Source organism: Lentzea sp. NPDC055074 (assembly GCF_053608005.1).
The window spans coordinates 687,902-701,516 of the sequence record NZ_JBSGUQ010000001.1 but is presented as its reverse complement, the minus strand read 5'-3'; the positions used below and the strand labels follow the sequence as shown (position 1 = coordinate 701,516).

The window sequence follows — 13,615 nt, the reverse complement described above, 5'->3', positions numbered from 1 at the left end:
AGCTCGGCGACGGCCTGACGGGCGTTCTCGGCGGCCTCGGTGTGCCGGCCGAGCCTGCCGAGGAGGTCGGTGACCCAGTACCTGGCCGTGTTGGCGATCTTCGTGCTCCGGTGCCCCCGGCACGGCCAGGCTCAGCGCGAGCGGCAGCTCCTCCTGCGCGACCTCCAGCGCCTCCTCGTACCGTTCCTGGCGCATCAGGTTGTCGCGCAACGAGGTCAGCACGACCCGCAGCTTCTCCGGATCGCCGAGCTCCCGGCGGAACTCCAGCACCTCGTGGTGCGTCCGCAGGGCGAAGTCGTCCCATCCGGCTTCCTCGAAGTACTCCGCCAGCTCCACCAGTTGGTCCGCCAGCGCGCCGGGCGCGGGCCACTCCTCACGGGGCGTGGCCCGCAGTTCCTCGACGCGCGGCCACACGTACCCCAGCATCTTCAGAGGATCCGGGTAGCCGCTCCTGGCGGGCCGGTGCCACGTCTCGCCGCGGGTTACTGGCTTGATCACGCGTGAGTGGGTATCACGCGGTGCGCACCTCCGGGACGGCCTTCGCCACATTCTCCTCCGATGCGACGGAAGCGAGGCGCTGCGCCATCGTCCCGCCCTCGGGGGTCCCGGCCGGTGACGGCACCTTGCCCAGCAGGTACCCGGCGTGGCTCACGCCCAGCAGCACCAGCAGCGCGTCGGTGAACGCGGGCAGCCCGGCGATGCCCGCGGGGTTGCCGACGGCCCTCAGCGCGGAGACGGCCTGCGCCACGTAGATCAGCACGAGCAGCACGGTGATCACGAAGTTCTGGAACTTGGCCAGGTCGATCGACCTGCCCGCCGACGTGCCCTCCTCGGCCGTCAGCATCTCCCAGAACGACCCGCCCTCGGCGCCGAGCGGGTACGCCGCCACCGACTCCGGCCGGCTCGTGCTCTTCGCGACCTTGATGCCCGCCGCCACGACCCCGGACCCGACGGAGATGCCGAGCAGCCACAGCACCTGCTGGGGGATCTGGAACCCGGCGACGTCGACCTGCCCGGCCGCGAACCGGCCGAACGCCATGCCGCTGATGAGCGAGAGCAGCACGACCGTCCACACCATCACCTGCACGCGCGACAGGCTGTAGCGGCCACGCGCGTCCCGCAGCACGTTCTGCGCGCCGAGACGGCTGGGGACCACCACCGCGAGCAGCACGATGACGAGAGCGGACACGACCCAAGCCCAGAACGTGGTCGCCATGGAGGCCTCCTCGTTACGCCGTTCGGACGCTGTGGCCCTTACGTCGTCTCGAGATGACCTGGCGTTATCACGCCGGGTAACGATTTGGGGGTCGGTGTGCGTTGTGGTCGACCACCAGAGAGGCCCGCGAAGCCGGGTCGCAGCGCGCCAGGTACAGCCGCTGGCCCTCGACGTACCGCCGGTTGCGGGGATCGTCCGGATCGGACGGACCGCCGTCGCGCCCGGCCATCCGCGCCACGGACACCGCGAAGTCCACGTCGAGGAACACCGAGAAGTCCCAGTGCCGCACCAGTTCGTCCCGGTGCAGGAAGATCCCGTCCACCAGCAGCAGCGCGTCGGGTGACGCGACCTCGGCCGGCGGGTCGACGTACTCGTCGGTCTCCAGGTCGTGGCTCGCACGCCGGAACGGCCGCCCCTCGGCGAACGGCGTGAGCAGGAAGCCGACGAACCGCTCGTAGTCGTAGCTGTCGAGGAAGAACCCCTCCGGAGACGTCCGCCCGCGCTGCCACCGCACGGCACGCGGGTGGTGGAAGTCGTCCACGGACGCGCGCACGACCTCACGGCCCTGGGCCCGCAGGACGTCGGCCAAGGCGTCGCAGAACGTCGTCTTGCCCGCGCCGTCCACGCCGTCGATGGCGACCAGACCTCGTGCGGGCAGCAGTGCGGCGACCTCGTTCACCTCGGCACGATTTCACAGATCGTGACCGCGATGGGCCCTATCGGATGAGACCCAGGTCTCCCCGGCCTCAAGAACGCGTAAAAGCCGGACCCGCCCCCGTAAGGACGTTGTCAGGCACCCCCTGATCAGGGATTTCGTGTTGCACGCTTCCGGGCGTCATCAAGAAAACCTTGTCGTTGAAGGGAGCGGCGTCATGGCCGACCTGGCCTACGCGTTGCTGCTGATCGGGAGTTTCGTCGTGCTGGGCCTGACGGTGCGTGGACTGGAGAAGTTGTGAGCACGGGTCTCGTCGCGAACGCCGTCGCCGGCGTGATCGCACTCGGGCTGATCGTCTACCTGTTCATCGCACTCGTCAGGCCGGAGAAGTTCTGATGTCACCTCTCGTGGCCGGCCTCCTGCAGGTCGGCATCCTCCTCACGGCCCTGGCGGTCGTGTACCGGCCCCTCGGCGACCACATGGCCCGCGTGTTCAGCGCCAAGGGCCACTTAAGAGCCGAGAAGGCCATCTACCGCTTCGCGCGGATCAACCCTGACGCGGAACAGAAGTGGAGCACCTACGCGTACGGCGTGCTGGGCTTCTCCTTCGTCAGCATCGTCCTCCTCTACGTCCTGCAGCGCGTCCAGAGCGTGCTGCCGTGGAACTTCGACCGCGGCAACGTCCCCGAGGGCATGGCGTTCAACACGGCGATCAGCTTCGTGGCCAACACGAACTGGCAGTCGTACGTGCCGGAGGCCGTCATGGGCCACTCGGTCCAGATGATCGGCCTGACCGTGCAGAACTTCGTGTCCGCGGCCGTCGGACTGGCCGTCGCCGTCGCGCTCGTGCGCGGGTTCGTGCGGCACCAGACCGACCGGCTGGGCAACTTCTGGGTCGACCTCGTCCGCGGCACCGTCCGGATCCTGCTGCCGATCGCGTTCGTCGGCGCGCTGGTGCTGATCGCGTTCGGCGTGACGATGTCGCTGAAGTCCGGTGTGGACGTCGACGGCCAGGTCGTGGCCAACGCGCCTGTCGCGAGCCAGGAGGTCATCAAGGAGCTCGGCACCAACGGCGGCGGCGTCCTCAACGCGAACTCCGCGCACCCGTTCGAGAACCCGAACGAGTGGACGAACCTGATCGAGATCTTCCTGATCCTGGTCATCCCGGTCGCACTGACCCGCACGTTCGGTCAGCTCGTGGGCAACAAGAAGCAGGGCTACGTCCTGCTGAGCGTCATGGGCCTCATCTGGACGGCCATGCTCACGGTGATCTGGACCGCCGAGGCGAACGGCCTGCGGCCGTTGGAGGGCAAGGAACTCCGCTTCGGCATTCCCGGCAGCGCGATCTTCGCCGACGCCACCACCGGCACGTCGACCGGCGCGATCAACTCGCTGCACGACAGCTACACCGGCCTCGGCGGCGGTGCCACGTTGCTGAACATGCTGTTCGGCGAGATGACGCCGGGCGGTGTCGGCACCGGCCTCTACAGCATCCTCGTGATGGCGATCATCGCGATGTTCCTGGCGGGCCTGATGGTCGGACGCACGCCCGAGTACCTCGGCAAGAAGCTGGGGCGCAAGGAGGTCACGGCGGCCGCGGTGTCGATCCTCGCGATGCCGACGGTGCTGCTGATCGGTGCGGGCATCGCCGCGATCCTGCCCAGCACCCGGGCGGCGCTGAACAACCCGGGCGAGCACGGCCTGTCCGAGATCCTCTACGCCTACGCCTCGGCGTCGAACAACAACGGGTCGGCGTTCGCCGGCATCACGGTGACGAACGACTGGTTCCAGTCGTCGCTCGGGCTGTGCATGCTGTTCGGCCGGTTCGTCCCGATCGTCGCCGTGCTCGCGCTCGCCGGTTCCCTCGCGGCGCAGAAGAAGGTGCCGGTCACGTCGGGCACGCTGCCCACCACCGGGCCGTTGTTCGCGACGCTGCTGACCGGCTCGATCGTGCTGGTCGCCGCGCTGACGTTCGTTCCCGCTCTCGCTCTCGGTCCCATCGCGGAGGCACTGCTGTGACCACGAAACCCGGTCTCGCGGCCGCACTTCCCGAGGCCCTGAAGAAGCTCGACCCGCGCCACCAGCTGCGCAGTCCCGTCATGTTCGTCGTGTGGGTCGGCTCGTTGCTCGTCACCGTGTTCGCGGTGACTGAGCCGAGCGTGTTCACGATCGCCGTGGCGGCGTGGCTGTGGTTCACCGTGCTGTTCGCGAACCTCGCCGAGGCCGTCGCGGAAGGACGCGGCAAGGCCCAGGCGGACTCGCTCAGGAAGACGAAGAAGGACGCCGTCGCACGACTGGTCAGCGGTAGCGTCGTCCCCGGCACCGAGCTCAAGATCGGTGACCTGGTCGTCGTCGAGGCGGGCGAGGTGATCCCCGGCGACGGTGACGTCGTGGAGGGCATCGCGACCGTCGACGAGTCGGCGATCACCGGTGAGTCCGCCCCCGTGATCCGCGAGTCCGGCGGTGACCGTTGTGCGGTCACGGGTGGCACGACCGTGCTGTCGGACCGGATCGTCGTGCGGATCACGACCAAGCCGGGCGAGTCCTTCGTGGACCGGATGATCGCGTTGGTCGAGGGCGCGGAACGGCAGAAGACGCCGAACGAGATCGCGCTGACGATCCTGCTGTCCACGCTGACGATCATCTTCCTGCTGGCCGTCGTGGCGCTGCAGCCGTTCGCGATCTACTCCGGCGGCGAGCAGTCGGTGGTCGTGCTGACCGCCTTGCTGGTCTGCCTGATCCCGACGACGATCGGCGCGCTGCTGTCCGCGATCGGCATCGCGGGCATGGACCGGCTGGTGCAGCGCAACGTGCTCGCCACGTCCGGCAAGGCGGTCGAGGCCGCGGGCGACATCGACACGCTGCTGCTCGACAAGACCGGCACGATCACCTGGGGCAACCGCCGCGCGACCGAGTTCATCCCGGTCGGCCCGACCTCCGACGAGGAGCTGGTGGCGGCCGCGCGGCTGGCGAGCCTCGCCGACGACACCCCGGAAGGCCGCAGCATCCTCGAGCTGGCGGGCGGCGCACCGGCGAGCGAGCACGAGAAGACCGGCGAGTTCGTGCCGTTCACGGCGCAGACCCGCATGTCCGGCATCGACCTCGGCGACCGCAGCATCCGCAAGGGCGCGGCGTCCGCGTTCGAGCTGACCGACACCGCCCGCGAGATCGTCGACGAGATCAGCGCCCAGGGCGGCACCCCGCTCGTCGTCGCCGAGAACGGCCGCGTGCTCGGCATCATCCGCCTGTCGGACGTCGTGAAGCCCGGCATGAAGGAACGCTTCGCCGAGCTGCGGGCGATGGGCATCCGGACGGTCATGGTGACGGGCGACAACCCGTTGACCGCCAAGGCCATCGCGGAGCAGGCGGGTGTCGACGACTTCCTGGCCGAGGCCAAGCCCGAGGACAAGATGGCCCTGATCCGCCAGGAGCAGGAGGGCGGTCGCCTGGTCGCGATGACCGGTGACGGCACGAACGACGCCCCGGCGCTGGCCCAGGCGGACGTCGGCGTCGCGATGAACACGGGCACGTCGGCCGCGAAGGAGGCCGGCAACATGGTCGACCTCGACTCGGACCCGACCAAGCTCATCGAGATCGTGGAGATCGGCAAGCAGCTGCTGATCACGCGAGGAGCGCTGACGACGTTCTCCGTCGCCAACGACCTAGCGAAGTACTTCGCGATCCTGCCCGCCATGTTCGCGGCCATCTACCCGGCGCTGGACAAGCTGAACATCATGCGGCTCGCCACGCCGCAGTCCGCGATCCTGTCGGCGGTGATCTTCAACGCCCTGGTGATCGTGGCGCTGATCCCGCTGGCCCTGAAGGGCGTCCGCTACCGGCCGTCCAGTGCGAGCGCCCTGCTGCGGCGCAACCTGCTGATCTACGGCCTGGGCGGCGTCGTGACGCCGTTCGCCGGGATCTGGCTGATCGACCTGCTCGTACGACTCATCCCCGGGATCGGCTGATGAACAACTTCCTGAAGCAGTCGTGGGCGGGTCTGCGGATCCTGCTCGCGCTCACGGTCCTCCTCGGCGTGCTCTACCCGTTGTCGGTCTGGGGTCTCTCGCGGATCCCCGGCCTGCACGCCAACGCCGAAGCCATCGACACGACCCTCGTGGCCGTTCCGCGCGAAGGAGAGCAGTACTTCGTGCCACGGCCGTCCGCCGCGGCGCTGCCCGCGTCCGGCGGCTCGAACAAGAGCGAGATCAACGAGGACTACACGAAGGTCATCGCCGAGCGCAGGACGGAGATCGCGCAACGCGAGGGCGTGCCCGAGAACGAGGTCCCGCAGGACGCCGTCACGGCGTCGGCCTCCGGTCTCGACCCGCACATCAGCCCGGAGTACGCGGCGCTGCAGGTGCCCCGCGTGGCCCGCGCGTCCGGGCTGTCCGTGGAGGAGGTGCGGGAGTTGGTGGCCTCCAACACCCACGGCACCTTCACCACCACCGTCAACGTGACAGCGCTGAACCGTGCCCTCGACAGCGCCCGTTGACGGTCGCCGGGGTGAGCTGAGGATCTACCTCGGCGCCGCTCCCGGCGTCGGCAAGACCTTCGCCATGCTCGGCGAGGCCCACCGGCGCCGGGAGCGGGGCACGGAGGTGGTCGTCGGGCTCGTGGAGACCCACGGCCGTGACAAGACCGCCTCCCTGCTCCACGACCTGGAACTGGTGCCGCGCAAACGTTTCCGGCACCGAGACCTCGAAGTGTCCGAAATGGACGTCGACGCGATCCTGGCACGCAGGCCCGAGGTCGCCGTCGTCGACGAGCTCGCGCACACCAACGCGCCGGGCTCGCGCAACGAGAAGAGGTGGCAGGACGTCGAGGAACTGCTCGAAGCGGGCATCGACGTCCTGTCCACGGTCAACGTCCAGCACCTGGAGTCGTTGAACGACGTCGTGGAGCGGATCACCGGTGTGCGGCAACGGGAGACCGTGCCGGACGAGGTGGTCCGCCGTGCCGAGCAGGTCGAGCTGATCGACATCACGCCCGAGGCGCTGCGGCGCAGGCTGGCGCACGGCAACGTCTATCCCGCGCACCGGATCGACGCCGCGCTGGGCAACTACTTCCGGCTCGGCAACCTGACGGCGTTGCGCGAGCTGGCGCTGCTGTGGGTGGCGGACCAGGTCGACGTGGCGTTGCAGCGCTACCGCAACGAGAAGGAGATCACCGACACCTGGGAGACCAGGGAACGGGTCGTCGCGTCGATCACCGGCGGTCCGGAGAGCGAGACGCTGATCCGCCGCGCCCGCCGGATCGCGACGCGGGCGGGCGCGGAGCTCCTGGTGGTGCACGTGCTGCGCGGCGACGGGCTGACCGGCGTCACCCCCGAGCACATCGCCCGCTCCCGCAAGATCACCGAGGACGTCGGCGCGACGTTCCACTCGGTCGTCGGGGACGACGTGCCGACGGCGCTGCTGGAGTTCGCCCGCGGCGTCAACGCCACCCAGCTCGTGCTGGGGACCTCGCGCAGGTCCCGGGTCGCGCGGGCGTTCGACGAGGGCATCGGCGCGGCGGTCGTGCAGGAGTCCGGCGCGATCGACGTGCACATGGTCACGCACGACGAGTCGCGGCGCGGCCTGCGGTGGAAGACCGCCGCGGACCCGCTGTCGTGGCAACGCCGTGCGCTCGGCTGGGCGCTCTCGCTCCTGCTGCCCGCCGCCGTGACCGCGCTCGGCATGCTGTGGCGCGACGAGCTGGACTTCTCGACGGACCTGGTGGCGTTCCTGCTGGCCACGTGCGTGGTGGCGATCGCGGGCGGGCTCGGTCCGGCGTTGCTCTGCGCGGTGCTCGGGGCCGGACTGCTGAACTACTTCTTCACCGAGCCCTACTACAGCCTCGCGGTGCAGACGCCGGAGAACGTGATCACGCTGGCGGCGATGGTGATCGTCGCGACCGTCGTGGCGCTGACGGTCGACCGGGCGGCACGGCTGGCGGAGCAGGGCGCGCGGGCGCGGACCGAGGCGGCGTTGCTGGCCTCCTACGCCCGCACGGTGCTGACGTCGCCCTACCCGCTGGCGCGGCTGCTGGAGAAGATCCGGGTCAACTTCGGCCTGGAGTCGGTGGCGCTGCTGGAACGCCGGGACGGGGCCTGGACGCGGGTGGAGTGCGCCGGGCAGGACCGCGGGCCGGAGTCCGAGGTGACGGTCACCGCGGATGTGCGGTTGAAACTGAGCGGACGGGTGCTGCCCGCGAGCGACCAGCGGGTGCTGGAGGCGGCGGCGGGGCAGACGTTCATGGCGCTGCGGCAGCAACGCATGGCCGCCGACGCCCTCGGCGCGCAACGGAAAGCGGAGTCGGCCGAGCTGCGCACCGCGTTGCTGTCCGCGGTCGGCCACGACCTGCGCACGCCGTTGACGTCGATCAAGGCGGCCATCGGCAGCCTGCGCGACACCTCGCTAGCTCTGTCCGAAGAGGACACTCTTGAGTTGATGGAGACGGTGGAGGAGTCCGCGGACCGGCTGACCGGCCTGGTGGACAACCTGCTCGACTCGTCGCGGCTCGCCACCGGCTCGGTCGAACCGGTGCTGCGGCCCGTCGGCTACTACGAGGTCGTGGCACGGGCGCTGACCGGCACCGGGGGAGAGGTGTCGGTGCTGGTGGACGAGGACCTGCCGCCGGTGCTCGCGGACCTGGGCCTGCTGGAACGCGTGGTCGCCAACGTGGTCGACAACGCCCTGCGGCACGGGCGTCCGTCGCCGGTCGCGATCCGCGCCAGCCGCCACGGAACGTCCGTCGAGCTGCGGGTCGTCGACCACGGCCCAGGACTGCCGAAGAAGGCCGGGCACAAGGTGTTCGCGCCGTTCCAGCGTCTCGACGACCGCTCGACCGGCATCGGCCTGGGCCTGAGCGTCGCGAAGGGCTTCACCGCCGCCATGGGCGGGGAGATCAGCGCCGAGGACACGCCGGGTGGTGGCCTGACCGTGGTCATCTCGCTGCCCGCCTACGAGGAGAGTTCCGGATGACGTCAGTGCTGGTGGTCGACGACGAACCGCAGATCGTGCGCGCGTTGAGGATCAACCTCAGCGCGCGGGGCTACGACGTGATGACGGCCTACGACGGCAAGTCCGCCCTGGGCGTCGCGGTGGAGGGCAAGCCGGACGTGGTCGTGCTCGACCTCGGCCTGCCCGACATCGACGGCGTGGACGTGATCGCCGGCCTGCGCGGCTGGTCCACGATCCCGATCATCGTGCTGTCCGCGCGCACCGACTCGTCGGCCAAGGTCGAGGCCCTCGACGCGGGTGCCGACGACTACGTGACCAAGCCGTTCGGGATGGACGAGCTGCTGGCCAGGCTGCGCGCGGCCGTCCGCCGCAACGCGGCCCGCGAGGACGGCGACCCGATCGTCGAGACGTCGTCGTTCGTGGTCGACCTGGCGGTGAAGAAGGTGCGGCGGGACGGTCGTGAGGTGCACCTGACGCCGACCGAGTGGGGGCTGGTCGAGATCCTCGCGCGCAACCCCGGCCGGCTCGTGTCGCAGCGGCAGCTGTTGCAGGAGGTGTGGGGGCCGATGCACGTCAACGAGTCGCAGTACCTGCGCGTCTACTTCGCCCAGTTGCGGCGCAAGCTGGAGGACGACCCGGCGCGGCCGCGGCACCTCATCACGGAGCCCGGGATGGGATACCGGTTCGAGGTGTGAGGGCTAGCCGGCGTAGTCGGGATTCGGGATGAGTTCCCTCTTCAGATAAACCAGGTCGGCTCCCACGGCGTCTGCCACCGACTTGAAGTACTCGAGTTCGGAGGGCACCGAGCGCTGCGTGATCACGATCATCGGCGGGATGGTCGTGGAGTCCCGGCTGCGCGTGGCGGCGTCGAGCAGCTGCTCGAACTCCGCTTCGGCGCCCCAGCACACAGACCGCACCTCTGCGCCATTGGTCGCGAGGCACCTGAACGGAATCTCGGTCTTGGTTCCTGGCTGTACGCGCCAGTCAGGTCCGCAAGCCTCATCGAGGATCTCGGCAGGCGACTGAAACCGCATCGCGACCAGGTCCGTGTACGGACCGAATCCGTCGAGGGCCTTCCAGTGGAAGCGCAGTGGATTGTCCTTGATCCACAGGCGAATCTCCGGAGCGGACAGGTAGTCGGACAGGACGCCCCCGATCGCCGGGTCGGCGATCCAGTCGGTGACCGCGCGGTGCGCCATCTTGGACGGCAGATAGGTTCCGTGCGTATCGGCGATCTGACGATAGATCTCGGCCACGACTGCTCTGGCCACCTCGGGCGGTACCGACTCGCCGGTGACGTTCTCGACGCGCTCGATGTCGTCGGCCGACTTCGGGTTCACGTGCACGTCCGTCAGCGAGTCCGCCCGCCTGATGAGTTCCGACGGCTGGATCATGAACAGCCGATGCCCGGTGCACCGGCGGAACTCCGCCATCAGCTCCAGCCGGGGCCCGCGCAGCTGACCCTTGCTCCGCCTCCACCAGTCGTCCTTGGCGTCGCTCGTCACCAGCAGCACGTCGCACTTGCGGCGCTCGGCCTCCAGCAGCACCTGTTTCCACACCAGGTAGTCACCGGCCCGGTTCTCCGGGGCGGTCTTGTCCAGGTCGAGGTAGCCAGGCGGCTCCTTGGCGGCGATCCGGCGCTCGGCCTCGGCCACGGCGGCCTCGTGCTCCTCGACCGGCAACGCCGAGCCCTTCCGGTCGGCGAGGATCGAGTCGAGCGCGGTGACGATGGCGTCGTTGTTGGTGTCGTGGGGGTGCGCGTTGGAGGCGGCTTGCTCGCTGATCGTCCCTCGGACGGTCTGGAACACGCCGTTCAGCTTGGTGAGCAGGTCGTTGCGCTCGCCTTCCGGCAGGTAGATCCGTTTGCTCCAGGCCCGCACGGCCTCCTCGGCGTCCTGGCGTGCCTTGTCCAGCTTGGCGAGCGACTCCTTCGGCGTCTCGCCCAGCTGGTCGATGACCGACTCTCGGTTGCGCCAGAACTCGCGCATCACCTGGTGGGGGATCCACAGGCCGTTGCCCAGCGACTGCATGACCTTGATCAGGTCGGCCCGCGTCGTGCTGTTGAACCGGTAGAGGTTGAGCAGCACGTTGGCGTCGAACACGACCATGCCGTTGGTCAGCGTGTTCTTGTAGTCGTCGGACGTCGGCGTCCGGTAGTCCTCGAAGCCGTCGAAGATGCCATCCGTCACGGCCGGGAATCGTATCGAGACGTGGTGCCGCTGAGCGACCGACCGTTGACGCGACGCTGTGAGAGCGCTTCCATGGAGGTCCGCTGCCGCACGATCGTGACAGAGAGGTCATCGTCGTGGCTCGAAAACTCACGCGCGCGCTGCTGGGACTGGCCCTGGTCCTCCCGCTCTCCGGCATCGCGCAGGCAGCGGTCCCACCCACCCCGCCAGGCTGGTCCCTGGCCTGGTCCGACGACTTCACCGGGGCGAACAACTCCGCCCCGAACGGAAACAACTGGATCGTCGACACCGGCCACGGCTACCCCGGCGGCCCCGGCAACTGGGGCACCGGCGAGATCCAGCGCTACACCAACGACCGCGCCAACCTGGCCCTGGACGGCTCCGGCAACCTGCGCATCACGCCGCTGCGGGCCGCGAACGGCGAGTGGACGTCGGCCCGCATCGAGACCCGCCGCGCGAACTTCAAGGCGCCCGCGGGCGGCATCCTCCGCATGGAGGGCCGCATCCAGATGCCGAACGTGACGGGCAACGCCGCCCTCGGCTACTGGCCCGCGTTCTGGGCCCTGGGCTCGCCGTACCGCGGCAACTACTGGAACTGGCCGAGCATCGGCGAGTTCGACGTGATGGAGAACGTCAACGGCATCAACAGCGTCTGGGGCGTGCTGCACTGCGGCGTCAACCCCGGCGGCCCGTGCAACGAGACCAACGGCCTCGGCGCGTCCCGGGCGTGCCCCGGCAGCACCTGCCAGTCGGCGTTCCACACCTACCGCTTCGAGTGGGACCGCTCGGTCAGCCCGAACCAGCTGCGGTGGTACGTCGACGGCCAGCAGTTCCACGTCGTGCGGCAGAACCAGATGGACGCGACCTCGTGGAACAACATGACCTCCCACCAGGGCTACTTCATCCTGCTGAACGTGGCGATGGGCGGGGCGTTCCCGAACGGCGTGGCGGGTCGTGCGACGCCGACCGCGCAGACCACGCCCGGCAGGCCGATGCTGGTCGACTACGTGGCGGTGTGGACCCGGCCGTAGATCCGGGGGTCAGCCCCACTGCCCCGCCTCCCAGAAGTCGCTAGCTTGGGTGAAGGGGGTGGGAGCAGTGGGGGAACTGGCACGCCGGGAAGTGCTGTCCTGGCTGGGCAAGGGCGCGCTCGGAGCCGTCGCGCTGGGAGCCGTGGGTCAGCCCGCGTCCGCGGCGAGCGGTGTGACCGCGCTGCGAGGGGCGACCCTCGTCGACGGCACCGGCCGCGCGCCGGTCCGGGACGCGACCATCGTGCTGGCCGGCGACCGGATCCTGGCCGCGGGCCACCTCCGCGACCTGCCGCGCGGTGTGCGGGTGATCGACCTCGCCGGGAAGTACGTGATCCCCGGCCTGTGGGACCTGCACACCCACGCGACGTTCTTCGAGGACACCCTGGCGCCGTTGCACGTGGTCCAGGGCGTCACCGGCATCCGCGAGATGTGGGGCACGCCGGAGACGCACGACACCCGCCGCCGCGTCGAGTCCGGTGAGATCCTCGGCCCGCGCATGGTGCTCGCCAGCGCGATCGTCGACGGCCCCGGTTCGATCTGGCCCGGCTCGGACGTCGTGCGCACGCCTCAGGAAGCCCGTGCGGCCGTGCGGCGGGCGAAGGACGGGGGAGCCGACTTCGTCAAGGTCTACTCGTTCCTCTCGCCGGAGTGCCACGCCGCCATCGCGGACGAGGCGCGCAGGCTCAGGATCCCGTTCGCCGGCCACGTCCCGGCGCGCGTGCCCGTGCAGGACGCGCTGGCCCAGCACACCCACGAGCACCTGTACAACCTGTTCACGTCCACCTCGGACAACGCCGACGCCCTCTACGCCCAGCTCCGGGCGATGCCCGACGACCCGGCCGACCCGAACTGGTGGGGCCGTCACGCGGGCCGGATCGAACGGGCGGCCGTCGCGACCCACTCCCCTGCCCGCGCGGAAAAGCTGTTCACCGCGATGGCCGAGCGGGGCACCTGGCAGTCGCCGACGCTCTTCGTCGAACGGAACATGTCCCGCTCGCCCGAGGTGATCACGAGCGATCCCGTCGCCCTCGAGCGCCTGCGCTACATCCCGGTCGACCTGCGCGCGCAGTGGCAGCAGATCATGTCCGCCCGCCCACCGCGCACCCCTGGGGAAGTGGCCGAGCTGCAGAGGTTCGGCGACGCCCGCATGCGCCTGCTCCAGCAGATGCACGAGGCAGGCGTCGGTGTCGTCGCGGGCACCGACGCCGGGTTCGCCTACGTGTTCCCGGGTTTCTCCCTGCACGACGAGCTCGCGTTGCTCGTGCGGGCCGGACTCACGCCGGGGGAGGCGCTCCAGGCCGCCACCAGGGAGGCCGCGCGCTGCCTCGGACTGGAGCACGAGACGGGCACGGTCACGCCGGGCAAGCAGGCGGACCTGGTCGTGCTGGACGCGGATCCGTTGCGGGACATCACGAACGTCGGCCGCGTCCACGCCGTCGTGAGCCGCGGCCGTTACCTCGGACCGGCCGACCGCGCCCGGATCCTGCGGGAGATCGAGGCCGCCGCGCGGGAGTCCGTCGAGGTGCCGCCGACCCCCGCCGGGTGCCTGCACTGACGCTGTGGCCCGCGCCACCGTGATCGTCA

At 69.8% G+C, this 13,615-nt stretch carries 13 protein-coding genes; 10 read left to right on the top strand and 3 right to left on the bottom strand.

The window, feature by feature from the left end:
- The first annotated feature begins 69 nt into the window (after positions 1-69).
- Positions 70-504, top strand: coding sequence for a hypothetical protein (locus ACWF7A_RS03270; protein WP_452248761.1), 435 nt, complete (start codon positions 70-72; stop codon positions 502-504).
- Between the two features lie 7 nt (positions 505-511).
- Here the strand turns inward: ACWF7A_RS03270 and ACWF7A_RS03265 are convergent, their stop codons facing one another.
- The gene (locus ACWF7A_RS03265; RefSeq protein WP_452248760.1) at positions 512-1,216 is read right to left on the bottom strand and encodes a hypothetical protein; all 705 of its coding nucleotides are present in this window, start codon (positions 1,214-1,216) and stop codon (positions 512-514) included.
- A gap of 67 nt (positions 1,217-1,283) precedes the next feature.
- Positions 1,284-1,895: a uridine kinase gene (locus tag ACWF7A_RS03260; RefSeq protein ID WP_452248759.1), complete on the bottom strand. Its 612-nt coding sequence runs from the start codon at positions 1,893-1,895 to the stop codon at positions 1,284-1,286.
- A gap of 136 nt (positions 1,896-2,031) precedes the next feature.
- Between ACWF7A_RS03260 and ACWF7A_RS03255 the strand changes: the two genes are divergently transcribed.
- Genes ACWF7A_RS03255 through ACWF7A_RS03225 form a run of 7 tightly spaced genes read left to right on the top strand, consistent with a single transcriptional unit; the run spans position 2,032 to position 9,506 of the window.
- Positions 2,032-2,172, top strand: coding sequence for a hypothetical protein (locus ACWF7A_RS03255; RefSeq protein WP_452248758.1), 141 nt, complete (start codon positions 2,032-2,034; stop codon positions 2,170-2,172).
- A complete protein-coding gene (kdpF, locus tag ACWF7A_RS03250) occupies positions 2,169-2,267 on the top strand; it encodes a K(+)-transporting ATPase subunit F (RefSeq protein WP_090063996.1) in 99 nt (32 codons plus the stop codon). The genes ACWF7A_RS03255 and kdpF overlap by 4 nt, the downstream gene beginning before the upstream one ends.
- A complete protein-coding gene (gene kdpA / locus ACWF7A_RS03245) occupies positions 2,267-3,889 on the top strand; it encodes a potassium-transporting ATPase subunit KdpA (RefSeq protein WP_452248757.1) in 1,623 nt (540 codons plus the stop codon). Before kdpF ends, kdpA begins: the two co-directional genes overlap by 1 nt.
- Positions 3,886-5,835 (top strand): potassium-transporting ATPase subunit KdpB, encoded by a 1,950-nt coding sequence (gene kdpB, locus ACWF7A_RS03240; RefSeq protein ID WP_452248756.1) that lies wholly within the window; start codon positions 3,886-3,888, stop codon positions 5,833-5,835. Before kdpA ends, kdpB begins: the two co-directional genes overlap by 4 nt.
- Positions 5,835-6,362 carry a potassium-transporting ATPase subunit C gene (locus ACWF7A_RS03235; RefSeq protein WP_452248755.1) on the top strand — a complete coding sequence of 176 codons (528 nt, stop codon included), beginning with the start codon at positions 5,835-5,837 and terminating at the stop codon, positions 6,360-6,362. The genes kdpB and ACWF7A_RS03235 overlap by 1 nt, the downstream gene beginning before the upstream one ends.
- Positions 6,340-8,832: a DUF4118 domain-containing protein gene (locus ACWF7A_RS03230; RefSeq protein ID WP_452248754.1), complete on the top strand. Its 2,493-nt coding sequence runs from the start codon at positions 6,340-6,342 to the stop codon at positions 8,830-8,832. The genes ACWF7A_RS03235 and ACWF7A_RS03230 overlap by 23 nt, the downstream gene beginning before the upstream one ends.
- Positions 8,829-9,506, top strand: coding sequence for a response regulator (locus ACWF7A_RS03225; protein WP_452248753.1), 678 nt, complete (start codon positions 8,829-8,831; stop codon positions 9,504-9,506). Before ACWF7A_RS03230 ends, ACWF7A_RS03225 begins: the two co-directional genes overlap by 4 nt.
- Positions 9,507-9,509: 3 nt before the next feature.
- On the opposite strand, the gene ACWF7A_RS03220 is transcribed toward ACWF7A_RS03225, so the two are convergent.
- Complete coding sequence (locus tag ACWF7A_RS03220) at positions 9,510-11,000, bottom strand: PIN-like domain-containing protein (protein ID WP_452248752.1); 1,491 nt, start codon at positions 10,998-11,000, stop codon at positions 9,510-9,512.
- A 116-nt stretch (positions 11,001-11,116) separates the two neighbouring features.
- Between ACWF7A_RS03220 and ACWF7A_RS03215 the strand changes: the two genes are divergently transcribed.
- Both ACWF7A_RS03215 and ACWF7A_RS03210 read left to right on the top strand, forming a co-directional pair.
- Positions 11,117-12,031: a glycoside hydrolase family 16 protein gene (locus ACWF7A_RS03215; protein ID WP_452248751.1), complete on the top strand. Its 915-nt coding sequence runs from the start codon at positions 11,117-11,119 to the stop codon at positions 12,029-12,031.
- A gap of 67 nt (positions 12,032-12,098) precedes the next feature.
- On the top strand, positions 12,099-13,586 hold the full coding sequence (locus ACWF7A_RS03210; RefSeq protein WP_452248750.1) for an amidohydrolase family protein: 1,488 nt from the start codon (positions 12,099-12,101) through the stop codon (positions 13,584-13,586).
- Positions 13,587-13,615: the final 29 nt, after the last annotated feature.